The 24,217-nt window shown below is 46.8% G+C and carries 16 protein-coding genes; 3 read left to right on the forward strand and 13 right to left on the reverse strand.

From position 1 onward, the window contains the following. Positions 1 to 429 precede the first annotated feature (429 nt). Positions 430 to 1,545 carry a glycosyltransferase family 2 protein gene (locus QGP82_RS28015; RefSeq protein WP_499061664.1) on the forward strand — a complete coding sequence of 372 codons (1,116 nt, stop codon included), beginning with the start codon at positions 430 to 432 and terminating at the stop codon, positions 1,543 to 1,545. A 259-nt stretch (positions 1,546 to 1,804) separates the two neighbouring features. On the opposite strand, the gene QGP82_RS28020 is transcribed toward QGP82_RS28015, so the two are convergent. Continuing rightward, entirely contained in the window at positions 1,805 to 4,888 is a 3,084-nt protein-coding gene (locus QGP82_RS28020) for an efflux RND transporter permease subunit (protein ID WP_499061665.1), read from the reverse strand. Positions 4,889 to 5,042: 154 nt separating this feature from the next. After that, positions 5,043 to 6,329 carry an efflux RND transporter periplasmic adaptor subunit gene (locus QGP82_RS28025; RefSeq protein WP_163702620.1) on the reverse strand — a complete coding sequence of 429 codons (1,287 nt, stop codon included), beginning with the start codon at positions 6,327 to 6,329 and terminating at the stop codon, positions 5,043 to 5,045. Between the two features lie 178 nt (positions 6,330 to 6,507). Here QGP82_RS28025 and QGP82_RS28030 point away from each other — a divergent pair, with 178 nt between their 5' ends. Further along, positions 6,508 to 7,065, forward strand: a complete 558-nt coding sequence (locus QGP82_RS28030) for a PadR family transcriptional regulator (protein WP_499061666.1) — start codon at positions 6,508 to 6,510, stop codon at positions 7,063 to 7,065. A 363-nt stretch (positions 7,066 to 7,428) separates the two neighbouring features. Then, positions 7,429 to 8,148 (forward strand): phycobilisome rod-core linker polypeptide, encoded by a 720-nt coding sequence (locus tag QGP82_RS28035; RefSeq protein ID WP_499061667.1) that lies wholly within the window; start codon positions 7,429 to 7,431, stop codon positions 8,146 to 8,148. 266 nt (positions 8,149 to 8,414) lie between these two features. Here the strand turns inward: QGP82_RS28035 and QGP82_RS28040 are convergent, their stop codons facing one another. From QGP82_RS28040 to devC (QGP82_RS28090), 11 genes are all read right to left on the reverse strand, one after another. Further along, positions 8,415 to 9,665, reverse strand: a complete 1,251-nt coding sequence (locus QGP82_RS28040) for a flotillin family protein (RefSeq protein WP_163668001.1) — start codon at positions 9,663 to 9,665, stop codon at positions 8,415 to 8,417. Then, positions 9,665 to 11,137, reverse strand: coding sequence for a flotillin family protein (locus QGP82_RS28045; protein WP_163668003.1), 1,473 nt, complete (start codon positions 11,135 to 11,137; stop codon positions 9,665 to 9,667). The genes QGP82_RS28040 and QGP82_RS28045 overlap by 1 nt, the downstream gene beginning before the upstream one ends. Positions 11,138 to 11,157: 20 nt before the next feature. Next, positions 11,158 to 11,871, reverse strand: coding sequence for a hypothetical protein (locus QGP82_RS28050; RefSeq protein WP_499061668.1), 714 nt, complete (start codon positions 11,869 to 11,871; stop codon positions 11,158 to 11,160). A gap of 121 nt (positions 11,872 to 11,992) precedes the next feature. Further along, positions 11,993 to 12,775 carry a Uma2 family endonuclease gene (locus QGP82_RS28055; RefSeq protein WP_499061669.1) on the reverse strand — a complete coding sequence of 261 codons (783 nt, stop codon included), beginning with the start codon at positions 12,773 to 12,775 and terminating at the stop codon, positions 11,993 to 11,995. Between the two features lie 77 nt (positions 12,776 to 12,852). Further along, a complete protein-coding gene (locus tag QGP82_RS28060) occupies positions 12,853 to 16,524 on the reverse strand; it encodes a two-partner secretion domain-containing protein (RefSeq protein ID WP_499061670.1) in 3,672 nt (1,223 codons plus the stop codon). A 314-nt stretch (positions 16,525 to 16,838) separates the two neighbouring features. Then, complete coding sequence (locus QGP82_RS28065; protein WP_163668007.1) at positions 16,839 to 18,872, reverse strand: elongation factor G; 2,034 nt, start codon at positions 18,870 to 18,872, stop codon at positions 16,839 to 16,841. Positions 18,873 to 19,173: 301 nt separating this feature from the next. After that, entirely contained in the window at positions 19,174 to 20,142 is a 969-nt protein-coding gene (locus QGP82_RS28070; protein WP_163702625.1) for a sulfotransferase family protein, read from the reverse strand. A 427-nt stretch (positions 20,143 to 20,569) separates the two neighbouring features. After that, positions 20,570 to 21,052 carry a T3SS (YopN, CesT) and YbjN peptide-binding chaperone 1 gene (locus QGP82_RS28075; protein WP_499061671.1) on the reverse strand — a complete coding sequence of 161 codons (483 nt, stop codon included), beginning with the start codon at positions 21,050 to 21,052 and terminating at the stop codon, positions 20,570 to 20,572. Between the two features lie 13 nt (positions 21,053 to 21,065). Then, complete coding sequence (locus QGP82_RS28080) at positions 21,066 to 21,854, reverse strand: ATP-binding cassette domain-containing protein (RefSeq protein WP_499061672.1); 789 nt, start codon at positions 21,852 to 21,854, stop codon at positions 21,066 to 21,068. Between the two features lie 35 nt (positions 21,855 to 21,889). Continuing rightward, complete coding sequence (devC, locus tag QGP82_RS28085; protein WP_163702628.1) at positions 21,890 to 23,059, reverse strand: ABC transporter permease DevC; 1,170 nt, start codon at positions 23,057 to 23,059, stop codon at positions 21,890 to 21,892. Between the two features lie 11 nt (positions 23,060 to 23,070). Further along, positions 23,071 to 24,216 carry an ABC transporter permease DevC gene (devC, locus tag QGP82_RS28090; RefSeq protein WP_499061673.1) on the reverse strand — a complete coding sequence of 382 codons (1,146 nt, stop codon included), beginning with the start codon at positions 24,214 to 24,216 and terminating at the stop codon, positions 23,071 to 23,073. Between the last annotated feature and the right edge of the window lies 1 nt (position 24,217).

Raw genomic sequence — 24,217 nt, forward strand, 5'->3', positions numbered from 1 at the left:
AGCCCAGTTAACGCTTTTGTCTTCTTCCAGTAAGCTTTAATTCGAATGCCGATAGGTTAAGCCTGTTAGCTATTTATGGCTGAATAACTGAGGCTATTTGCTAAGCTAGAGCCCGGTTAACGCTTTTAATTTCTTCTTCTAGTCAGCTTCAATGTTGGATGCTGATAGATTAGCCTGTCAGCTATCCATAGCTGAATGACTTAGAAGAAATTACACCTCATTCCATTCTTATCTATTTTTTTTCTGTGTCCGTGAGGTAGCAATGTGTATGGTTGCCACTACAATATTTGAGTAGAATTACCCATGCTTTTAGTTTAGCTGTAAGCATGCTCCATTGAGAAAAAATAAACTATATCTACGCTTAGAGCCACCCGTCATTGCTGACAGTTACTGTCTATTGTCCTTGCCTGAAAACTTTGAGTGGTTTCCATGACTGCTAAACGCTTTAACCCCAATGCTTTACCCCAAGCAGCCTCAAAGCCTTCGATTACAATCGTCGTCTCACCGCGCGAATGCTTTGGTAGTACACAGCAGACTCTGGAAAGTATCTACAGGCATACTAAAATGCCATTTGAACTTGTATATGTGGATACTGCTTCACCCAAACAGATTAAAAATTACCTATCCCAAGCAGCAGTTAAATATAATTTCACGTTATTACGTTCTGAGCATTTTCTTACACCAAATCAAGCCCGGAATCTGGGCCTAAGTCAAGTTACGACAGATTATATAGTTTTTATTACTAATGATATTCATGTCTCAAATGGTTGGTTAGAAAGGCTTTGGCAATGTTCCCAAGAGACGGATGCAGCCGTTGTTTGTCCCCTTACCTGTGTGGGTACACCTTTACATGAGCGCATTCATCTAGCTGGTGGTGAGGCCAGGGTCTTCATGGATGTTCAGGATGGACAGCCCCGTCGTTGTCTTTATGAACAACCCTTTCTTGTGGGTTGTTCAGCAACAGCTATGAAATCTCAATTGTCTAGACGAGCCTGTGAATTTGCAGAGTTAAACTGTCTGTTGATTAAACGAGAGATTTTTGCTCAGATTGGCTATTTGGACCCAAGGTTGGTGGGGGCTCAGGCAGATATGGATTTTTGTCTCAATGTGAATCGCGTTGGTGGGCTCATGTTCTGTGAACCTGCCTCAGTTGTGACCCATGTTCCACAGAAACCCAATAATTGGGCTGATTGGTCTTGTTTTATGTTGCGTTGGAGTGATGCGTGGGGGCTGGAAAGTCTGATGCGTTTTCAACAGAAATGGGATTTAGATGTGGAACGCTATTTTCAGACGCGCTACAGTCATCTAGGACAGCATCGTCAGGAGACTGTTGTTTATCCTTTACTTCGTCAGTTAACCATAGGCAATATCTCTCCATGGTTGGAGCAGCTGACCATTGATGTTGAAAGGTGGTTCAATCAAACACTTGCAGATCGATATGCTCAGTCTAGTGAGGAGGCTGTTGGTAAGGTGGTTCACGCTGCTTTGGGATCGACTCAAACGATGGAGTCTCGCACACGGGCTTTAGTCAGTATTTCTTTGTAATAGCAGCCTTGTTATTTGAAGATCACTTAAGGTTTCACCAATTACTAACTCCATAATATCGTTGGGCTTTACATCCAAAATCGATGGATGGGCTTAAGGGAGGGGGATAGGTGTTGGATGGGGTGTTGGGTTTCATGTTTCAACCCAACTACGGGCTATCGTATATGCACATCTCGAAAAGATGCTCGACATCCTGCCTTATCAAGGGGAGATCTAGCTCAGACACTCTTGTATTCAAAGTTTTATTCTTGTTGTCCTTTTAGCTCGTTGTAACCTTAACCAATGTTTTCCTAGGTCGATGAATTAACAAATGAGCTGACGGGATAAAATACAACGCCAACAGTGTTGCCCCCCCTAGACCCCCAGCGATCGCAATCGCCAACGGTGGCCAAAACCCAGTCAAATCGAGCAATAGCGGCGTAAACCCAATAATCGTTGTAACCGTCGTCGCCACTACGTGCCGCGTTGCCCTCATCACCACCTGTCGCGTTGCGCCTGCATCTCCCTTTCGTGCCAGCGGATCATTTCGTAAGGCTGCTAACACAACAATCGAGTCATTAATCGCTAGACCAATTAGACCCAGCGTGCCAAGAATGGCAGTAAAGCCGAATAGTGAGTTAAACAACCACAGGGCCATTGCTGCTAAACCCACTGCCGCCACTGCAACAACTGCCAGCAACCCAGCCAATGCAAAGGAATTAAATGACAATACCAGTGTCGCTGTCATCAATACCACCAAAACTCCCACCGTTGACAACAGATTACCAACAGCAGATCCTCTGGCATCAGCCTCCCCTCCATAGCTGAGACGATACCCCGTGGGTAGCTCAAAGCCCTGCTCTGTCAATGCCTGTTGAAACTCAGTCAAAACAGTGCTGGGCAAAGACCCCGCCGTAATAAATGCCTGTACCGTATTCACCCGCTGTCCATCCCGTCGAGCGATAGTGCTCAGTTCTGGACGTAGGTTAACTGATGCCACGGCAGAAAAGGGAACTGTTGTCCCAGTAGCACTGAGTAAATCAACAGAGGTAATGCTTGCTAAGTCACCGCGCTCCTGCTCCGGTAGCTGTACGCGCACAGGAATATCTTCTGTGTCTTCTAGAATAGAACCGCCGAGCTGACCATCTAGAAGAGTACTGAGTTGGGATGCGATCGCACCATTATCCAATCCCACTCGTTTAGCTGCTGCCTCATCCACCTTCAATGCTAGCTTTGGCGATAGCTCCGTCAACGTGGCCCGAGTATGGGTAACCTCATTCAGCTGAGACAATATTAGCCGCAGCTGATTTCCCAGTGTCCTCAACTGCTCCAAATCAGGTCCATAGAGACTGACCTCAAGCGGCGCATCAAAAGGTGGTCCCTGCTCCAGCTGTTTCACCAGGATCTGAGCATCGGGAAATGTCCTATCTAGTTCAGTTTGCAGTGTTCTAATTGTCTCTCGCAGATTATCGGTGGACTCCAACTGCACAATTCCCTGGGCATACTCAGATGCATTCCGACGACTGCCCATTACGTTATAGAAAAAAGACGGGGCGTTTTGGCCTAGAAACCAATGGATATCGCTGACTGCTGAATGTTGTTGGATCAGGTTGCGGATAGCCAGGGTTTGAGCGCGGGTGGTTGCGATCGCGCTAGATGCCGGACGTTCCACTTCAATTTGAAACTGGTCACGATTTGTTGGTGGAAAAAACTGTTGCGGTAAACTGGCAAACTGCACAAATCCCACCATAGGCAGCACCATGGCTATCAATACACCTAAAATAGGTCGACGAAAGACAGCTCGTAAACTTCCCTCATAGATACGTGAGAGAGTTTGATTAGAGAAGCCACCAATACTCCAATGTTGAGAGTGAGAACGTAACGGTCGCCAACGATAGACTAAGCCGGCTAAGGCTGCAATTACAGTTAGTGAAAGAGTTAACGAACTCAGTAGCGCTAAAATTACAGTGCTGCCAATCGTGCCAATAAACTCTCCTGTACCACCAGGAGAGGTGGCAATGGGAACAAATGCCAGCACTGTAGTCAGTGTGGATGCCAGCAACGGAACTGTCAGGTGCTTCACTGTTTCACCCACCGCGATCGCAGGATGGCTGCCACTTTGCAAGTGTACCCGCACCTCATCCACCACCACAATGGCATTGTCAATCAGCAAGCCCAGGGCAATAATTAACCCTGTAACAGACATCTGGTGTAGCGGAATGCCCAGCACGTTCATACTGCCAAATACCATCAGTGTAGAGAGCGGTAGCGCCATGCCAACAATCAAAGCTGAGCGCCATCCCAGCACCACCAGGGAGATGCCAATCACTAAAAGAGAACTAACAATCAGGTTGCCAATTACCCCATTCAATCGCTGTTGCACATACCGACTTTGATCCAGCACAATGTTGATGCCAAGACCATCTGACAGATCAGCTTCAAACATTTTGAGAACTTTTCTGGCCTGCTGTGCCCATTGGTCTACACGGTAGTCAGACTCAACAGTGGCTGCCACTACAACGGCGGGTTGACCACCGATCAATGCCAGATCAGAGACTGGAGTTTGTACTCCTTTGGTTACCTGAGCAATATCTCCTAGCTGAGCAATCTGCCCCTCTGCCCCTACCTGAATTGGAATTTCTCGAATCCGATCCAGCGAATCCAGAGAACTGTCCACCTCAAACAAGAGTTCAGTAGCATCACTTCGCAGCTCTCCAGTAGAAATCTTCGCATCGCTAGCCCTAATCTGTTGTGATAAACTTTGGGCACTAATGCCTAACTTCAGCAAATCAGCCTGACTAATTTCCACCTGAATCTCTTCATCCGGCTCACCAAACAGCTCTACACTGTCCGTCCCAGGCAAGTTTCTTAATTCAACTTCTAAGCCCTCTGCCACCCGACGCAGAATCGAATAGTTAACTGGCTCATTCAGCTCCCACGTTAGCCCCACAATCATGGCGCTTGCCTGTACCTCTTGATCCTCATACTCAGGCCGACTTGCCTCAGCAGGTAGCTCAGGAATCACATCGTCAATCTGACTCCGCACCCGTGCCCATACTGGCTCCACAGCAGACACCGTATCCTTCAGCTCCACTGTAACTACCGATATGCCAGGACCAGAAGACGAACTAATCTCCTCAACCTCTTCAATATCAGACAGCTCTTCCTCAATTTTGTCAGTTACTAAAGACTCTACTCGTTCTGCACTAGCCCCTGGGAAAAAGGTAGTCACCGTCGATGACCGCTGAACAATTTCAGGATCTTCCAACCGGGGTAATGATAAGAATGCAGACAGACCCCAGACAATAACTAATGTTAGCGTCAAAAATAGTAACTGCCGATTTCGAAAAAATAGATTAAACATAATTAGGTCAAGAGAAAAAGCAGTTCTTAGTCAAGACTTTGTATAGGAAAATAGCTTGGTTAGCGGTGGGGGAGTGGAGGCCCCCACGAAAGGAAGGGTTTCAGGGAGGAAAGCCCTGAGCAACCCCCACCGCTATTGACCAATTTTCACGCTCCTAATTCTTCACCAACTGCCCTGGCACCAGCCGATGCGTACCACTGGTAATAATCTCTTCCCCTGGCTGTAGAAGCCCCCGCACAAAAGCCCGATCACTTTCCGTATACAGCACCTCCACCTCTCGACGACTCACCTCATAAAGATTCTCACCAATGTCACTTTCCGCCTCATCCAATACATAGGCCGACCACAATCCTCGCTCTCCAGCAACAAGAGCACTGGTTGGTAACCAGTAGCCAATTTCATTCTGTTGATCTTGCAACTCCAGTCGTGCAGTTGCACCAATTGTTGGCTGTGCTGCCGGTGGCAAAGCCATTACCACAGTGACCGTCTGGCTAGCATCATCAAGCTCTGGCAACAGTGCAGTAACTCTACCCTCAAACGATGCACCATCAACTTCAACTGTCTGAACGTCGCCGCTATTAATACGACTTGCCATCTGGCGAGGTACTCCAATACGAGCCTCCAAAGCATTGCCTTCCACCAGACGCATAATGGTTTGACCTGGGCTGACAACGACACCTTCATCCATAAGCCTCAGAGAGACACGACCATCAAAAGGAGCGTAGATAACGCTTTTAGCAATGGAGACATCTAAATTTTTCAAACTGGCCTCAATTTGGTCTACCTGGGCATCCTGAGCGCTGACTTGTTCCACCCGAGTACCTGTGTTTAGCTCATCTAACTGACTTTTGGCCTGATTAAGACGACTTTCTAAGGCATCGGCACCAAATGTGGCCTCATCTCGTTCTTCTAAAGAAATTGCACCTTGAATATAGAGATTCTCACGGCGCACCTGCTGTAACCGCGCTAGGTCAAGCTGAGCTTGCAAGTCTTGAACAGCAGCAGCGGCAGCGGCAATATCTTCCTGACGGGGACCGCGTTCTAATTCTTCAAATCGAGCCTGAGCCTGACGACGTTGGGCCTCAATCTGCTGACGTTGAGCTTGCAGGCTGCGGGTATCTAACCGAGCTAGAGGTGCTCCGGCAGCGACGGTATCCCCTTCATCTACAAGCACTTCCACCAGGGTACCTGCTTGCTCAAAACCCAGATCACTACTGCGTCGAGCAACGATTTCACCGGTGTAGGTGCGCTCTACTTGATATTCATTAACACGTTCTAAGGCTTGGGTTTGAACGGGGAGCGGTTGAATCGCATCCTCAGCCACAGCTGAGCCAGACCGAAAACGCCCCAGCCAGATGGCAGGAGCTACTAATACCGGCAGCAACCATAACCAGTGCCAGCTAGGGCGCTTTGCACTGGTATCAGACGTTGATGAAACCATAGCTCAATATCCAAACAGTTGATATTCACTTAGTTGATATTCGCGTAGTTGATAATCAAATAATTGATATCCAACTTGTTGCTTATGATTCCATAGCGTATACTCAACATGTTGGATATGTCAACGGATTCTCCATTAAATCTGTCTGTTAAGTCTGTCTGTTAAGTCTTTAAATTCTATGGCCCTAGCCCACACCATCCTTGCGTTGTTAGCCCAGCGACCCGATAGCGGATACGACATTAGTAAACGCTTTGACGAAGGGCTTAGCTGCTTTTGGAAAGCCTCCCAGCAGCAGGTATATCGAGAGCTATCTAAAATGGAGTCCCAAGGCTGGGTGAATTTTGAAAAGGTGCCCCAGGAAGGTAAGCCGGACAAAAAGATTTACAGCATTACAGATTCGGGATGGAGTGAACTTACCCGCTGGTATGCAGAACCTACTGAACGCACCCAAATCCGAGAAGATTTGCTGGTGAAGGCGATGATTGGCTATAAAATGCCCCGGGAGATGTTGTTGAAAGAGTTACACCATCGTCAGGCACTACATCAGGTGCAGTTAGATGAGTATCGTGTTGTGGAGGAGACGTGTTTGGGTCATCCTGATCCTCCTGTGGAGCTGCAGTTTAAATATCTCACCCTGAAACGAGGGATTGCTTACGAAACAAGCTGGCTGCAGTGGTGTGCTGATGTGCTTTTATTTTTGGATCAGTACGATGCGCAGCAAAAGACTGTGTCTTAGGGTGGGGTGCGATCGCATACTAGTTTCGACGGTTGCCATGGCCTTAGTGCAAAATTATTGATTTGACTTCAGGCGTACAAGACTGATTATTATTCAATTGCAATTATCGTTATGCTTCTTTACGTATCCTAAAAGAAGTCTAAAAACCCTAACGATTTCTCAAGAATCTTTAGATATCAGTCGTTTCTAGTGGGTGAGCACCCCACTTAGAGCTCCCTTTTCTGAGGAAAATGCAACATAATTAAACAAATTGAGTAAATATACTTATCAGTTTTGCTAGTGGGGGACGGCCTGTCACTAATATGTCCTTGACTAAAGGGCTCTATGTCGGCCTGCTTGTCCATTTATAAAAGTCAATTAAAAATGCAGACACTTGCCAATAACAATCAGGTCATCCCCGTAGCCACCAACGGTGGTATCCGTTTAGAAAGTGGTGATGCCAGCGGCATTAAGATGTTTTCTACGATGGATAAAGCAGACTGCTTGCAAGCAGTTTATCGTCGTCTCTTCAAAGACAATCGCAACATTGATTTTCACCACAATGAGTCTCTGGATTCAGCTTATCTCAATGATGAAATTACCACGCAGGAGTTGGTTCGCGAGCTAATTTGCTCTGATATGTTCGTGAACTACATTCTGGCCAACAACAGCAACTATCGCTTTGTTCAGCTTTGCTTTGAGCGGGTTCTAGGTCGCCCTGCCATTCAGTCAGAAGTATTCAAGTGGAGTTCATTGCTAGCTTCAGAGGGCATTCGCACCTTTGCTGAGCAGCTGACCGGTTCTGAAGAGTACATGAATGCGTTTGGTTCTTACCAGGTGCCTAGCCGTCGTTCCATCAAGCTATCGTCCAGCGATCAGGATTTACCTGCTCTACCTAAGGAACTCAGCATCAAGCGTTATCAAGGTGAAGGTAACGTTAATCAGTTTAACTACATTGGTGCTATTAACCCACTATGGGACGGCAACATGCCGCCAGCTATTATCCGTAAGATTGGTGCTGTGATTACCGTTGCTGGCGTTATTGAAGTCACTCGCATATTGTTTACAGCGGCTGTGGGTGCCATTACTGCTGGCCACATGTAATGGTTGTTTCAATCATTTAATTACTGCCTAATTCTTTGGATTTCTGTAGGGGCAGCCACAAGGGCTGCCCCTACAACGTCTATCTTCAAAATTCAAGGTCTTCCTTGCATAAGGTCAGCACAAATAAACCCCATAGCGGCATAGGCTTGCCTCCATGGGGTTTTGTTTACGAGGAGATTTAGACAATTATCCCAGGGTGGAAGGCACCACCCCTACGAGATTATCCAGTTTGAGTGTAAATCAGAGAGACTTTATCGAATTTGATATTATTTCCCTTCTGGTAATCGCTGGGAGCTACTAGCCAGATTGTTCACGGCACTGGCAATATCCAGGCCAGTCGTCTGTTTTAACTGTTCGATAATGGCAATTGCCTGTTTTGCGGTGCCCCCTGTCTGACTGTCAATCATGGTGACATTCTGAATGTCAACATCGGGTACCGTAGCACTCAGGGTCTTCAACAACATTTCTAGCTTTTGTAGTAAGAAAATGTCGCGGGCATTTGCTCCAGCAGCGCGCCAGGACTCGGCTAACTGTTTAGTACCTTCGGCCTGGGCTTTACCATCTTCAACAATCTGAGCCGCATCCCCTTTGGCTTCTGCCAACGCTCGTTTGCAATTGGCCTCAGCTGGGGCAATCACATCTGCTTTAAGCTGTTCAGTCACTTGCTTGATGCGCTCTTGCTGTACTGGAATCTCGGACTGAATACGGACGAGTTCAGAGGCAATTTCAGCTTCTACCTCGGCCACAACAGCCCCTCGCTTAGTAAGGGCATCCTGGATTCGACGCTCGGCTTCCGCTTCAGCAATGCCAGTGTCACGCTCAATCCGGCGCACAGAGGTAATCTTTTCGTTCTCAGCTGTTTGAATAGCTGATGCTGCCTGGGCTTTGGCCTCGGCGATGCGGGCATCACGCTGGAGCTGGGCCTGCTGTTTACGACCGATGGAGTCAAGGTAGCGCACGTTATCAGAAATGTTCTGAATCTGCAGGGTATCGAGCACTAATCCTAGCTTTTCGAGATCTTCTTCTGCTTCATCTAAGAGACTTTTGGCAAAGGCAATTTTGTCTTCGTTTACCTGTTCTGGTGTAAGGCTAGCGAGAACGCCCCGTAAGTTACCTTCTAGGGTCTCTTTGGCAATTTTTTCAATCTCTTTTCGACTCTTGCCCAACAATCTCTCAATGGCATTATGAATGGCGGGTTCTTCACCAGCGACCTTGATGTTAGCAACGCCATCTACCTGCAGCGGAATACCGCCTTTAGAGTAGGCATTAGTTACCTTGAGCTCGATAATCATGTTGGTGAGGTCCATGCGCAGCGCCTTTTCTACCAAGGGCTTACGAATGCTGCTACCACCTTTGACCAGACGATAGCCTATCGTTTTTTGCCCCAATCGCTGCTGAGCGCCCGCAAAGATCAGTACCTCATTCGGCTGACAAATGTAGTAGAGGTTGCGGATGATTAGGGAGATTACTCCAGAACCACCACCGAAAATAACGAGTAAAAGAATTAAACCTTCCATTAGCGATTGCCCTCCATGTTGGGCTCTACAGTTGTTGTATGGGTTGTGACAGCGGGTTCTAACTGGCGCTGAAAATCTAAGCTTTGGTTCAGGGTGCCCGTAACATCGATACCCAGGGTGTCGTCTACCTGTTTAAGGAACTGACGGACAACGTCGGGATAGACATTGACCAGGTTGGCAATAGACTTACCGTCGCCATTGTCAATAACGTTGACATTCTTAAGATGGATGCGGTCAGGAATTTTAGCGGCTTCCTTCAGTACCATGTCAATTTGTTGAATCAAAAAGACCTGGGTGGCATCGGTTCCGGTTTCGGCCCAGACCTCAGCCAGCATGTTGTTGACGAGAGCAGCGGCCTTAGCATTCTCTTCGAGAGCAGCGGCTTGACCCTTGGCGTGTAGTTCCTGAGCTTGTTTTGCAGCTTGGGCAGGCAGTACTTCATCGGCTTGTAGACGCAGTCGCTCTAGCTCGGCTCGTACTGTCTGGAGCTGTTGCTCGGCACGGGCGCGGGCTTCTTTGGCGGCAGCGATGGTGCGTTCCTCTTCAGATTTGGCTCGTTCCTCTAGCTCAGCTTTGATTTTGCGAAGTTCGTTTTGCTGTTGCTGTACAACTGTCAGAGCCTGGGTTTTTGCTACTTCCGCTTGCTTTTGGCAATCGGCTTCGATACGGTCGGCTTCACCCACAGCTTCAGACTCGGCAATCTCAGCATCGCGAATGATATTGGCAATTTGGCGGCGACCAATGGAGCTGAGATAGTCCATATCATCGGTGACACTTTGAATTTTGAGCGTATCTAAATGCAGTCCCAACTTACTGAGATCTTTAGCAACGTCAGCTGCAATGCGCTCGGCAAAGTTCATGCGATCTTCGTTGACCTGCTCAGGGGTAAGTAGGGCGACAACACCGCGTAGGTTACCTTCAAGGGTTTCGCGGACCACCCGACGAATTTCGGAGCGGTTGCGGCCTAGAAAGCGCTCAATGGCGTTACCAACAACGCTGCGATTGCTAGAAATTTTGACATTAGCGATGGCTTGAATATTCAGTGGTGTACCCCCTTTGGCATAGGCATTTGTCACCTCAACGGGGATAGGCATGGTGGTCATGTCCATGCTTTGCACCTGTTCAATAATGGGTACCACCAACGTACGACCACCAAACACTACGCGGTAACCGACTGTCTGCCCCCTTTTGTTTTTGTATTTACGACCCGAGATAATCAAAATCTGATTGGGGTTGCAAATACGCAGGCAGGTTTTGAGCACTATGATTAGCGCGCCAATGCCAATCAGGCCAAGAACTAAGGCACTACCGCCTAAAACGGCACCTGCCTGGGCTGTATTTTGGTTAGCCTGTGAAATAGGAATGGCCTGGGCAAGTTCGTAACTAACGGTCTCAGTGGTTTCGGCCTGGACCGATATTTTTTGATCCCCTGCTGGTGTAGTCTGTCCCAGCAAGAATAAAGTGTGTGTCATGGGTATGAAATGGGTATAAGTTAGTTCTGCTGAGCAGCGGTTTCGTCTGAAACGACCCAAAGCCGGTTTTTCTCGACATTAACGACGAGCACTTTATCACCCGGTACAAATTGTTTGGTGTCGTCCGTGAGTGCCATCATGTGCAAAGTGCTACCACGTAGTTCCAGACGCACTTTGCCTTTGCTTTTGGCATCAAAGGGCAGTTCTACGATGCCCACCCGTCCAGCAAAATCCTCGGTACGAATAAGGCTGTCGGCATGGCGACGAGCCAGGTGGCGCAGGGTAATGGCCAAGGTGCCTCCTAGCACAATGCCCATGAGCAAAGCGACGATAAAGATGACTGAGGCGGGCCAATTGGATTGTACCCAGCTCAGGCTGAGGCCCGTCAAACCAAAGAAAAATCCGCCGACAGTCCAGAATTTGAAACTGGTGAGGATGTTCAGGCTGAAGATGTAGGCTCCTTTAACTTTTCGTAGGAGCTGAAGATCAGTGTCTATCTCGGCATCGAAGCCACCACCTGTACTGATATTGGGGCCAATATCTGGCGCATCGCCGTCAAGGTCTAGATCACCATCAAGATCTAAATCTGCATCTAGATCTATATCGGCATCAATGTCAGCGTCAAAATCAACATCGGTATCGGCATCGAAATCTGCATCACCGGCACCACCTAGTGTGGCGATCGCAACAAAGACGCCGCCAATGACAAAACAAAACCAATAAATTGACTGCACAGTATCTCCTTAGGGTTCATTCCCTAGTGATAGTCAGATACAGTCTGTACCTCTAAAATTCCTGACAATTTTTAATGATTGGTAGGGTGGGCAGCGCCCACCAATCCTTGCCGCGGAAGTGCTACCCAATATCGTCGGGATCAACGCCCAGTTCCTGAAGCTTGGCTTGTAATCGTTCCAATTTTTTCTGAGTTTCTAGCTGGACTTGCTCGGCTGTTTCAGCACGCTGTCGTTCTTCTTCAGCACGCTGTCGTTCTTCTTCTATCTGTCTTTTTGCCTGCTGTTTGGCCAAGGATTCTTGTTTCAGAGCGACTGCCAGTTCGCTGGGTATAAGCAGCCGTTCACCATTATCTTGTCGGTAGAAACCAATCAGCTGTTCCTCATGTACCAATTGCAGTTGAAGCGGCTCACAGATCCCGTTGTTGATCGGTTCGTAATAGGATTCCTCGGGGCCGACTCGCAAACGATAGCCTTGAAGGGCAGGGTCTAACCATTCATTCTTAGGATCAAACAGCCAATATTCCTGAACCCCTAACTGGGCATAGAGAGTTTTCTTAAAGACCTCGTCTTTACTACGAGTCCCCTGGGATGTCATCTCAAAGATGACGGATGGCACTTTCCCCTCTTCCCAAATTTTATAGTTATCACGCCCACCAGGCTCCACGCCAAAAATGATCATTACATCTGGAGCCACCCGTAGTTTGGGAAACCCCTGGGCATAGTACATAAACTGGTTGCCCAGTACAGTTGCTTGTTGACCTTGTAAATATTGAGTTAGTACCTCGATGGTGACTAACATGGCATAGAGATGGACAAATGTTTCCGCCACGGGTTGCCCGTCAGAACTCGGATAAACAACAGCAGATTTTGCTTCAGTCTGAGGTGTAGGAACAGTAGTAACCATAGCCCACATAATAGAATAGATGTACTTATCATATCCCAGACACTTCAATAGAATTCATGAATGAAAACTATGCAGCTCTAGCTGTCACATTCGCGACTCATTACTATTCGTCCATCTGCAAGTTGATAAATAGACTGTGGTTCTGAAAAATTACTACTTTCTATCGAAGTATCAGGACCAATGCTTGTAACATCTCCTGTTGAATATATTGTGCCATCATCGTTGTCGGGACGTACTGGTAGGTTATCACCTCCAGCGATGATGAAACTTCCTCCAGTCCTCTCAGCTCTTGCAATACAACTATTAGCAAGTAACCTTTCTGAACTTGATAATTCAGTAGGCAAGTCAGTCAGACTATTTTGTAAAAAGGTGATTTCAGGAACTCCCAAAATTTGTCCTGAAACAACACCACTAGCATTAATATCGACGGTTTCATTACCATCTAATCGCTCAAGTTCTTCACGGTTTTGTAATTGTTGCTGCTCTCCTTGATATAGCGGATCTGTTAGTAATGCCAATGAATTAAATGTAATGTTACCTCCCTGACCATCTGGTGCAAATGCCAGAATGTCGGAGTCATCTAACAAAACAATTACTGGAATATTTAGGGTGATATCGCCTCCGTCTACACCAAAGCTATTGGTACGTATATCTCCATCATCTCGCAAAATAGCAGACCTTGCGCCGATAGTAATGTCACCTCCTGAAGATTGTTGTGAATCTGAGGCAATCTCCCCATTAGTCATACGCAATACTTCAGAAAGGGTAATGTTTATCGAACCTGCATCTCCAAAACTGTTGCTGCGGCTAATTACTCGACCTCCATCTAGTAAACTTAAGTTTCTGCCTGATATGACTACTTCACCTCCAGTTGCATCACCGGAAGCAAAGTTAGATGAAGAATTGATGCCGCTGGGTAGGCTGTCATCTGGAGATGCACCACTGATCAAAATATCACCAGTCGTGTAGACTTCAAGCCTGCCCGCATCGCCTTCACCAAAGCTAGCTACGGCAATACCAGCTCCATCTTTAATAATTAATTGATCTGATTCCAAAATAAGATTTCCACCACGACCACTAGATTCGGTGATTGCGTTGATATTGCTTTTGATCAACCCTTCAGTGTCAGTGCCAATTAGTTCTACAGAATCGCTAGCTTGAATTCGTAAATTGCCTGCATTCCCTCTACCAAAAGATGTAGTTCTTATTCGAGCACCATCCTTAATAGTTAAATGGTTGGTATTCACTAATAACTCACCACCATTACCAAATGCTTGACTATCTACAGCAGCTTCAATAAAGCTAGAACCACCATTCTCGGAAGAAGCACCATTGAGCAAAATGTCAGATGCATGAATGGTAAGCTTTCCACTATTTCCAACGCCAAAAGTGCTAGTGGTTATATATCCTCCATTTTGAAGCTGGATATTATTAGAGCGCAAAGTCAGATCACCCGCATTTCCAAATCCAGCTGTGACTGTACTTATAAATCCACCTTCTGCCAAAAAAAGTTCACCAGTTTCTACATTTAGACTCCCGCCAATGCCAATGCTTCCAGCCTCAATACCAGTAGTTATCGATCCTCCATTTTGAATTTGGATATCATCTGACCTCACATCTAATGTGCCACCGAAGCCAAAACCTCCAGACCTCACTCTAGTACTTAGAGAACTTTCGTTTTGAAGCTCAACAGTGTCAGATTGGACCCGAAGATTTCCAGCATTTCCAAACCCAGATGTAGATGTGCTGATAAATCCACCATCCTCCAGTAGAAGACTATGTGACTCTATCTCAATTGTTCCACCAGCACCAAAGCCTCCAGCATCAATGCCAGATGAAATCTGGCTTGGTGTAATAACATTAGGATTAAGATTTGCAGGGCTTTGCCCTCTAAGAATTAAATTATCTGTAATAGTAATTTGAATATGACCAGCGGTTCCATAGTACTCATTATCTGCTAAAACTGATGAACCATCAAAGAGAAACAAAGAACGCGCAGTCAATGTGATATTGCCACCGTTGACTGGAACTGTATCTGTAAAATCAATTGGCACATCACGTTTACTGATTTCACTGATCAAGTCTGAATCAACGAGCGTAATGTCCTCTCGTGTACTTATAGCAATATTGCCTGCATCACCTTTACCTTCAGTTTGTGTAAGGATTTGCGCACGATTTAAAAGATCTAAAGAACCTGTGTTAATAGTAATATCACCCCCATTTCCTTCTCCAATAACATCGGTCCTAAGGGCACTGGGAATAAATCCAATACTTCCTGCTATCGGGATATTCCCCGTTAGCTTTACTGACTCACTTGCCTGTATTTCTATATTTCCTGAGTCACCTTCGCCGACTACCTCAGATTGTATTTGAGCACCATTTTCAAGAATTACGTTGTTGGCATTTAAACTGACACCTCCGGAATTACCTATACCAAGCACATTACTGTTAATCCTGGTATCAATGTCTTCTTCTAGTTGAGACATCGAGAAGTTGTCTGTGATGTTAGCGATAATTTTCCCAGTATTTCCATTTCCATAAGTGCTAGTGCTAAGCTGTCCTCCATTCTTTAAAATGAGTGACTCAGCAATAATAATAATATTACCACTGTTGCCTGTAGCATTTGGATTAACGTCATTTTCAACAATGCTAATAGGATCGGCAATTCTAACAGTTTCTAATGCATCAAAAACGATATCACCTGCTTGGCTTTGGATTGTTCCGAAATCAGTAGCCTGACTACCACAAGATGGAGTAGAACCAATACCTGCACAAATATCACTACCACCTAAAATATTAATATTGTTGGCATAAATATTGATGCTACCACCATTTCCACTAGTCACATCTAGGTCTGCAAAGCCATTGACCTCACCGGTCATTGTGAAGTCTATGCGGGAGATGTTTTCGGGTTGAGAAATACTGATAGCAGTTTTGTCCGTAGTGAGCCCGACTCTACCAACATTAGTTATCCCTCCAATCTCAATATTGCCTCCAGGTGCACGTAAACGTCCTTCTCGGATAACAATATTGCCAGTGGCGGTTTCGGTAGGATTAATGTTGCCACCGACCAAAACTAAGCTTCTTTGTTCTGGTAATGTTAGGGTTGCTCTACTCTCTATGGAATTGAGTGGCTGAGACGTATTGAGTTGATTAAACAGCAATGCTGATGGATCAATGACTAACTGCTGTGATGGAATCAGAGGTTTCGTTGCACTAAAAATGCCTTGTTCTCCGAATTCAATTTCGTTAGCCGTTGTAGCTACAAATGAACCACCAACATCAAGTTCTGCATTGGGACCAAACATAATCCCGTTAGGATTCATTAGATAGAGTGTTGCGTCGGTTCCATTATTGGGACAGTTACCTAGATTGCAGGTTCCGAGAATACCTTGGATATCTGAAAGTGAATTACCAGTGACTCGGGCAACAATGTTTGAGATCGCATCACTGTCGACCCCAAAGTAAACCGCATCACCATTCCCAATACTAAATTCACTAAAACTGTGAAAAAGGTTACTATCCCGTGTTGCTCCTCCTGAAATTTGAAAAGTGGAGCCACCTATGTTAACAATGCGAGACATTTCAGCCCCCAGAGTATCATCAGGAATAGGTATGACTTGAGCCGTAGCACTTGAGAAAACTACGCCTTGAAGCAGTATAGATACAGATAAGCTAATCCACTTAGAGAAACACCTAGATTGACCGATGAGATATCTAGAAAAATCACGAGCCGATACTAAAGTCATACAGAAGATTTGGCAAATTAAAAGCCGATAAAGAGGCTTTTGTAGTGAAACAACTTATTTCTTATCAAACCTGGCCTGGAGCATTGTAGTTTGATCAAGAAATAAGCTAGATTCTGCCAAAAATGTTCGTTAAAACATATAGACCATAGTCTAAAATCTGTAAAATAAGTAAAGCTGTGTTTACCCAAGTGTTATGCTCTGCGGTAGCGTGGCTGTAATGAGAAATATTGAGTAAGAGGAATAAAAACTATAGGTGCGCTGTTATTCAAATGAATAACAGCGCACCTATGCTCGAATCGTGAGAGTTTGTGCGGTTACTTATGGTTGCTAGCCTCAGCCACAATTTTCTCCTTTAATCTCTCAGGTACAGTATTCAGATGGTCGTACTGCCAGCTGAAGAAGCCCACACCCATACTCAACGAACGCAGTTCCAGGATCAGCGTTTGCATTTCAGCAACCGGTAGCTGTGCAGACACCTCATCCCAACCAGGCCAGTTAGCCTTGTTGGTATACCCCATCACCTGACCCCGACGACCGCTAATCAGAGTGAGCACGTTAGAGGTAAACCGATTCGGAACGGATATAGACAGAGAGGCAATCGGCTCTAACAGCGCAGGTTTGCACTCGGGTAGACCCGTTTGCATGGCAATGCGTGCAGCCTGCTTAAATGCCTGGTCAGAACTGTCTACATGGTGGTACGACCCGTTCTTAAGGGTGACCGAGACATCCACCACTGGGAAGCCTAATGGCCCTTGCTTGAGAAACTCTCTCACACCTGTTTCAACGCTGGGAATGTATTGTTTAGGAACAACACCGCCAACAATTTTCTCAGCGAACTTAAACCCTTCTCCGCGCGGTAGGGGCTGAATGTCGATGTAAATATCACCAAACTGTCCATGGCCGCCGGTCTGGTGCTTATAGCGTCCGCGAATGTCCTCTTTGGCATTGCGAATGGTCTCTTTATAGGCCACCTGGGGAACGTGAGTGACCATGGATAGATTGTACTTACGGCGGAGCCAGTCCATGGCAATTTTGAGATGGACGTCTCCTTGTCCCCACAAGATTACTTCGTGGGTGTCGCCATGTTGTTCCCAATGCAGAGCAGGATCTTCATCTACTAGCTTGTTGAGTGCTCCACTCAGCTTGACTTCGTCATCGCGCTTTTCGGGAGCAATGGCTAAGGAGTAAACCGCTGGCAGAATATCTGCGATAGGTAAGGTTTCGTCAGAGTTTTCTGCTGTGGTGAGGGTGTCGCCAGTCCTAGCGTGTTCTAGACGTGCGATCGCAACCACGCTACCTGCTTCCGCTGCACTGAGTGCCTGCTGCTGACTGCCCATCAAAGAATACAAACCGCCCATGCGATCTAGCCCTAGGTTGGCTCCATCCTTGAGGGTGCCTCGCCACAGCCGAGCTAAAGACAGTTTGCCGCCTTGGGGACTGTAGTAGGTTTTGAGAATCTGAACCAAAGGCTCAGTAGAGTTCAGATCAATACCACGTCGTTCTGCAGTGACCTGAGGCTCAGGCGTTTCTCGTACTAATGCATCCAGCAGTGGACGAACGCCATAGTCCTTAGAGGCTACACCGACAAAGACGGGCACCACTAGGTCTGCGCCCAGTTCCATTTTGAGATCCTGGATAATCTCGTCCTCCGGTGGATCAATTTCTTCCAGTAGCTCTTCTAAGAGGTGATCATCGAAGTCTGCCAGGGTCTCTAGCATTTCCGTGCGGGCTATTGCTTCTTCGACCGCCAACTCCTGAGGCAATGGCACTGGATCGGCGGCGGCTCCTGCGTGGTAGTGATAGGCCTGCTCACTGACTAAATCAATGAACCCGACCAAGTCTGCTCCAGCGCCGATGGGATATTGATGGGGGACCAGGGGCCGACTGGAGACTGATTTTAAGGCTTCTAAGACGTCAGAAAATGGTGCACTGGCCCGATCCATTTTGTTGAGCCAGAGAACATGGGGAATTTCCCATTTATCTAGAAAATGCAGCAGTGGCGATACGGTAAGTACTCGGCTAGGGTCAGGTTCGCACACGACGATGGCGGCGTCTACTCCCATCAATATATGTAGCGGTTCTTGGAGCAGCTCGATGGAACCTGGGCAGTCAAGGAATGTAAAACGAATGCCGCCGTACTCAGTACAGGCGGCATTCGTTTCGACCGTCATTTGGCGATTGCGGGCTTCAGGTGTATGGTCTCCAATCGTATTACCTTCAGGAATGGATCCTTTTCGAGAAATCGTATCGGTGACCGAAAGTAGACTTTCAAGTAATGTGGTTTTACCACTGGAATATGGGCCTACAATCGCCACGTTTCGTGAACGAGAGACAGCAGCTTTTGCCATTAGGTTTACCCCTTTTTCTAAAGAGACGACTATTGGCCAAGCTCAGATTGACTTGTTAGGTTATAGGGCGTCTGAGCTGGTAGAGCGGGGAAAACAACCTCTTAACGGAAATTAAGGGCGAAACGATTGGTTAAGAAGTGTATAACCCCTTGGTTTATATAGCCAGCCTAACGCTGCTGCAAACCTTTAATGACAAGGGGTTTGAAAAAGTTCACTAGGTTAAGAAGCATGAGCAACCTTGAAGTTTTGAGTGGTAAATGTTGAGTTTTGAATTGAGCTTAGAAGGTATCCAACTGGACAACTAAGTTAACGAATAACCGAGTCGCGTTAGGGTTTTTCCGGCAGATTGATGCCACAGGTCGATATGTTCTTGCGATAAGGCTGTTTTCCAGTTGTTAATATTTCCCTTGTTGATATGTTGGCCAATGCCTTTATTCTTAATGTTTTCAATATTGTAGGATTCTATAATTTGGCTCAGTTCTGTAGTCGTAATCTCTAAATCAATAAAGTTGCAGATTTGATTGAGTTGAGCGATCGGATCTTCTCGAAGTTCCTCATATTTGATTGAATACATACGAGCTGAAAAGGCTGGATCTAGAGAAAGTTTTTCACTTAAAGCAATGCATCTTTCCCATTGGGAAATTATGGTTCTTGTGTCGTATTCAGCCCATCGCTTTGTTGTAGCTCTGGCTTGTAAAGACGCACAAACATCCCGACCATCTCGGACTATGTTGATGATTCTGGCTTCGGGCCAACTATTTAAGATGACATCAGCATATTTAATGTGAAATGGAGTTTTTTCGAGAAAAAACTGTTGTGGCTGTCCGCCCACCTGTTCAAAAAAAATATCGATAATAAGCTGGATTAGGTACTGGGCCTTCTCTAGATCTGAATCTGAGTTTTGTCTTACTTGGTGGATTAAGGTTTTAAGTTGTTGATAGCTAATGAGATGATGTAAACCGATATCGTTGTTTTTTTGATAAATTTGATAGCTCTTCAAGATACTGTTCCAAACATTTGAAGAGGTTGCTCCAAACAGCAAAGCAGTGATGCCAAAATGTCTTGCGAAGCGTGGCCAGTCTTGCCAACGGCGTTGTGCATTTAATTTAGTGATATAGGTGAATGGCTCATAGATAAGCCGATAAATATGACTCTCATTTTTTACGGGAATCACATTTCTATGATTAGAGAGCATTTTCTGTAACCACGTAGTGCCCGAGCGAGGACAACCAACAATAAAAATCTTTTTGTAAGAAATCTGAGCTTCCATTTAAGCCTGCTTTATCGAGAAGTAAGGGCATCAATTTAAGCTGGGAAAGCTTGGCTGAGTGGGAGTTAGAAGCTCATGAATTCTGGCTTCTGACTCCTGACTTCTATGCTTGGAGACCTGTCCCGCTCTGACTTGATACCCGAATTAAACCTATAGGTTCGGTGAAATGAGAAACAGCTAGTCCAAACGGACTAGCTGTTTTCTATAGGTAAAATTCCCCTAAAGCGATGCGCGCTAACGGAAAATCACGAACTAGGCAACATGTTTCATATCTCTGTTATTTCTTATTTCCAATTTTTATTCACGCCAATGAGATTGCCAAATAACATGATGAAACCACTAGCCAAAATAATGATGGCCAAAGCTACAAAAATACCGTCGTAGGTTGCTAGGTCTTCCATAGTGCGGAGTGAAGGTTTTTATACTCTTATAGTTTAGAGGTTGGTGTTGAGTTGCGGGCACGCTGACCGTCAAACTTGTCAAGCATGATGTCGCTATAATGACTTGTGATCGCACCCACCGACAGCAAACATACTTCTAGCTCTGTTGGGTCCATATGTTGGCCACCCAAAATCCGGTTAGCAAAAAATACAGTACCGGCTTCATCGGTTTGAAAGGAGCCAAATCGCATTTTTCGGTTTTCGTCCAGTAAAAACCTCAGTAAATCTAACTCTGGGCCACAGCCGATGGCCACACAACTGCTGGCTCGCACAATGGCCAGTTCCTTATCGGGGTAAGGATGCGCCTCCCATGGCAATATGTATAGCTCAATCAGCGTTGTATTTTGGTAAATTAAGTCAAAATAAGGCTTTTCATCACTTGCCCGCACTGTTTCCTTAAATATGCTGCCACTTAGATAGTCTTGAACCCGTTCATAGGTTAGTTCTTGGGCATCATTTGTAAATTTCATAGGTGTTTACCACTTACATGATGAACATGTCGGCGCTGACTTCTGTCATGGCACCTTTTGTCTTGCTTTGGACAAAGGCATTGGGAGTGGTATCTGATTCCAAACGACCGTCCACCAGGTTAATAATCCGATCGGCTACGTCTAAAATACGGTTGTCATGGGTAACCATCAGCACGGTGCAACCCTCTTGTCGCGATAGGGTGTGGAGATAGTTGACCACGTCCCGACCAGACTTTTTATCTAAGGCCGCTGTGGGTTCATCAGCCAAAATTAGCTTTGGATGGTTGACTAGGGCTCGGGCAATTGCCACCCGTTGTTTTTGTCCCCCAGACAGCGAATGGGGTTTATAATCGACTCGATCAGCGAGTCCCAGTGCACTGAGCATGGCTACGGCCTGCTCTCGCTTTGAAACAAAGTCTCCTGTCAGTTCCACGGCCATTTCTACATTTTGGCTGGCGGTCAGAGACTCAAATAAATTGTGAGCTTGAAAGATAAAGCCGATATTGCGTCGGACACTGACCATGGCGCGTTCGCTCATGCCAACGAGTTCTTGGTCCAGTATGCGCAGACTGCCGTCCTGTAAATGTCGCAAAGCCCCCGCCAGGGTGAGCAGTGTTGTCTTACCGGAACCTGATGGGCCGGTCAGGATAACAATCTGACCCTTGGGTAGCTCCAGGGAAATGTCGAACAGCACCTGCTTACTCAGGTCGCCGATACCAAAGTAATAGTTAAGATGCTGAATATGGACGGCTAGGTCGTCCTGTGGAGGGTCAAACGTAGATTGTTGCTGAGTTTTGAACATGCTATTAACCTAATTCAACGCCACTATAAAAGTTGCTAAAACACGTCTGCTGGGTCGGTGGTTTGGACTTTGCGGACTGCGATCGCCCCCGACACTAAACACATAATGAATGTGGCCACTAGCAAATTCAGGACGCGTTCGGGGGTCATTTGAAAAAATAGACCAGTGGCATTACCTGCTGCCTGATAGAGCAGCTGACTGACCAGAACCCCTGGAATAAATCCCAATACAGATAAGATCAAGGCTTCTTGCATCACGACCCCCAGTAGATAGCCATTTTTGTAGCCCATGGCCTTGAGCGTGGCATATTCAGCCCAGTGGTCTGCTACATCGGTGTAGAGAATCTGGTAGACCAGGATAATGCCGACAAAAAAGCCCATGCTGGTCAGCAGCGAAAACACAAAGCCGATGTTGGTGTTTTCTTGCCAATATTTACGTTCGCGAATGACAAAACCGTTCTCCCCATCGCGAGCCATGACCAACACATCATTGGGTAGATTGTCCTGCAGCGTTTTCACGATGCGATCGACATTGGTTCCTGGTTCAAGTTTGACGACACCTATATCCACCGTGGCAAAGCTACGCTTATCCTCCTCAGGACCTCGGTCAGCAAAGTAGCGCAGAAAATTTTGGTCGCTCATGATCAGGTTGCCATTGCCTGAGGCAAAGTCAGTGCCCATGGTAAAGGTGCCGACCAAACGAATGCGTCGATCGGCCAATTCACTCACTACTCCAGCTTCCACTGGCCCTACCTCTGCCCGTGATTGGGTATCCATGAGCGCGGTTTCTGGGAGCTTCAAAACCTGGCGATGGGCCTTGATTTCAGGAATATTGAGGACTGGTTCATCGGGGTTGATGGCAATGACCCTGACACCACGCGACGTACGATTGTCTGGATTTTTCCAGTTCACTTCACTGACGTATATGGCGAAGGCGTCCTGGACACCTTCGAAGGCACGGGCCTGGTACAGCCGCCTGCGGGCAAAGGCCCGAGGCACAAACATGTTGGTACGCAATCGATTGACGATTATTACCTCACCGTTAAACCGATTGAGTAGCTGGAGCTGACTGTCGTACAGGGCATTCATAAACCCGTTGAACATAAACATCAGCAGCACAGCAAAGCCTACACCCGCTAACGACGTGGCAAAACGTCTGCGGTCGTGGGTCAGGTTGAGCCAGGCTAGGGGAATTCGTTTGATCATGGCTTTCCCCTCTAAAAGATTTCTGCTGGGTCAGCTTTCACCGCTTTGCGTACGGAAATCAGACCCGATAGGCAGCACATGACTAATGTTAGGATCAGCACAAAGATGACTCGACCACCGTTCATGGCGACGGGTAACGTGCCAGCGGTGGCGGTGGCGGTGAGATGGTAGAGCCCGAGAGCCGCTGCTAGCCCCGGAATATAGCCCAATAATGCCAATAAAATTGCTTCCTGCAGCACGATTTTGAATAAGTACTGGGAGCGATACCCCATGGCTTTCATGGTGGCGTACTCAGGCAGGTGATCGCGAATGTCAGTGAACAAGATCTGATAGACAATCACAGCCCCCACTACAAATGAAACCATTACACCCATGCTGAAAATAAAGCCAATGGATGTGGCTTCTAGCCAGTAGGTGGAGTCATGCTCGATGATGCCTGCCTTGGTGTACACATCCACATCGGCGGGTAGGACTGAGCGCATGGTTTCTGCCACTTTTTCTGCCGAGACTCCCGGCTGGAGTTTGACGAGGCCCACATTGACCAGACTCAACGGTCGTGGTTCTAGATACCTGACAAAATTTTGATCGCTCATGATCAGGGTGCCATCGGCAGCAAATCCACCTCCTAGAAAATAGGTGCCGCCGATGGTGGCGCGACGACGATCCGCTTCAGTGGTGGTGCCAATGTCTTGGGGGCCAAACTCGGGGCGTGAGAATCTGTCCATAAATACGGTGTCGGGTCGACTGAGGATGCGACGGGCCTCTTCACCCTGTAACTCAGGCATCAGAAATACGGGGTCATTGGGATTGACGCCATAGACAAAGATGGCGCGGCTGACACCGGTTTCTGGGTTACGCCACAGTAGATATTCGCTGTAGAGGGGCATGATGCGCTCTACACCATCCACGCCAGCGACCTGGTACAGTCGCTCCCGTGGAAAGGCGGTAGAGGTGCTAATTTCCAGTGTTTCTGGCGAAATTAAGAAGAGCTCGGCATTGAACTGTTCATAGAAATTGGTGGCAGTGGAGATCAGGGCTCCCATGAACCCAAGGTTCATAAAAATTAGAATGACGGCGAAAGCCACACCTGCGATCGCAACCACTAACCTGGTACGCTCGTGCATTAAGTTGGCCCAAGCCACCGACACCCTGGCCATC

Origin of the sequence: Leptothoe sp. LEGE 181152 (genome assembly GCF_032906605.1) — a bacterium.
GTDB lineage: Bacteria > Cyanobacteriota > Cyanobacteriia > Phormidesmidales > Phormidesmidaceae > Leptothoe > Leptothoe turfae.

Coding starts and splice junctions, on each gene's coding strand:
- QGP82_RS28015 (WP_499061664.1), top strand. CDS start 430: ATGACTGCTAAACGCTTTAACCCCAATGCTTTACCCCAAGCAGCCTCA.
- QGP82_RS28020 (WP_499061665.1), bottom strand. CDS start 4,888: ATGTTTAATCTATTTTTTCGAAATCGGCAGTTACTATTTTTGACGCTA.
- QGP82_RS28025 (WP_163702620.1), bottom strand. CDS start 6,329: ATGGTTTCATCAACGTCTGATACCAGTGCAAAGCGCCCTAGCTGGCAC.
- QGP82_RS28030 (WP_499061666.1), top strand. CDS start 6,508: ATGGCCCTAGCCCACACCATCCTTGCGTTGTTAGCCCAGCGACCCGAT.
- QGP82_RS28035 (WP_499061667.1), top strand. CDS start 7,429: ATGCAGACACTTGCCAATAACAATCAGGTCATCCCCGTAGCCACCAAC.
- QGP82_RS28040 (WP_163668001.1), bottom strand. CDS start 9,665: ATGGAAGGTTTAATTCTTTTACTCGTTATTTTCGGTGGTGGTTCTGGA.
- QGP82_RS28045 (WP_163668003.1), bottom strand. CDS start 11,137: ATGACACACACTTTATTCTTGCTGGGACAGACTACACCAGCAGGGGAT.
- QGP82_RS28055 (WP_499061669.1), bottom strand. CDS start 12,775: ATGGTTACTACTGTTCCTACACCTCAGACTGAAGCAAAATCTGCTGTT.
- QGP82_RS28060 (WP_499061670.1), bottom strand. CDS start 16,524: ATGACTTTAGTATCGGCTCGTGATTTTTCTAGATATCTCATCGGTCAA.
- QGP82_RS28065 (WP_163668007.1), bottom strand. CDS start 18,872: ATGGCAAAAGCTGCTGTCTCTCGTTCACGAAACGTGGCGATTGTAGGC.
- QGP82_RS28070 (WP_163702625.1), bottom strand. CDS start 20,142: ATGGAAGCTCAGATTTCTTACAAAAAGATTTTTATTGTTGGTTGTCCT.
- QGP82_RS28075 (WP_499061671.1), bottom strand. CDS start 21,052: ATGAAATTTACAAATGATGCCCAAGAACTAACCTATGAACGGGTTCAA.
- QGP82_RS28080 (WP_499061672.1), bottom strand. CDS start 21,854: ATGTTCAAAACTCAGCAACAATCTACGTTTGACCCTCCACAGGACGAC.
- devC (WP_163702628.1), bottom strand. CDS start 23,059: ATGATCAAACGAATTCCCCTAGCCTGGCTCAACCTGACCCACGACCGC.
- devC (WP_499061673.1), bottom strand. CDS start 24,216: ATGGCCAGGGTGTCGGTGGCTTGGGCCAACTTAATGCACGAGCGTACC.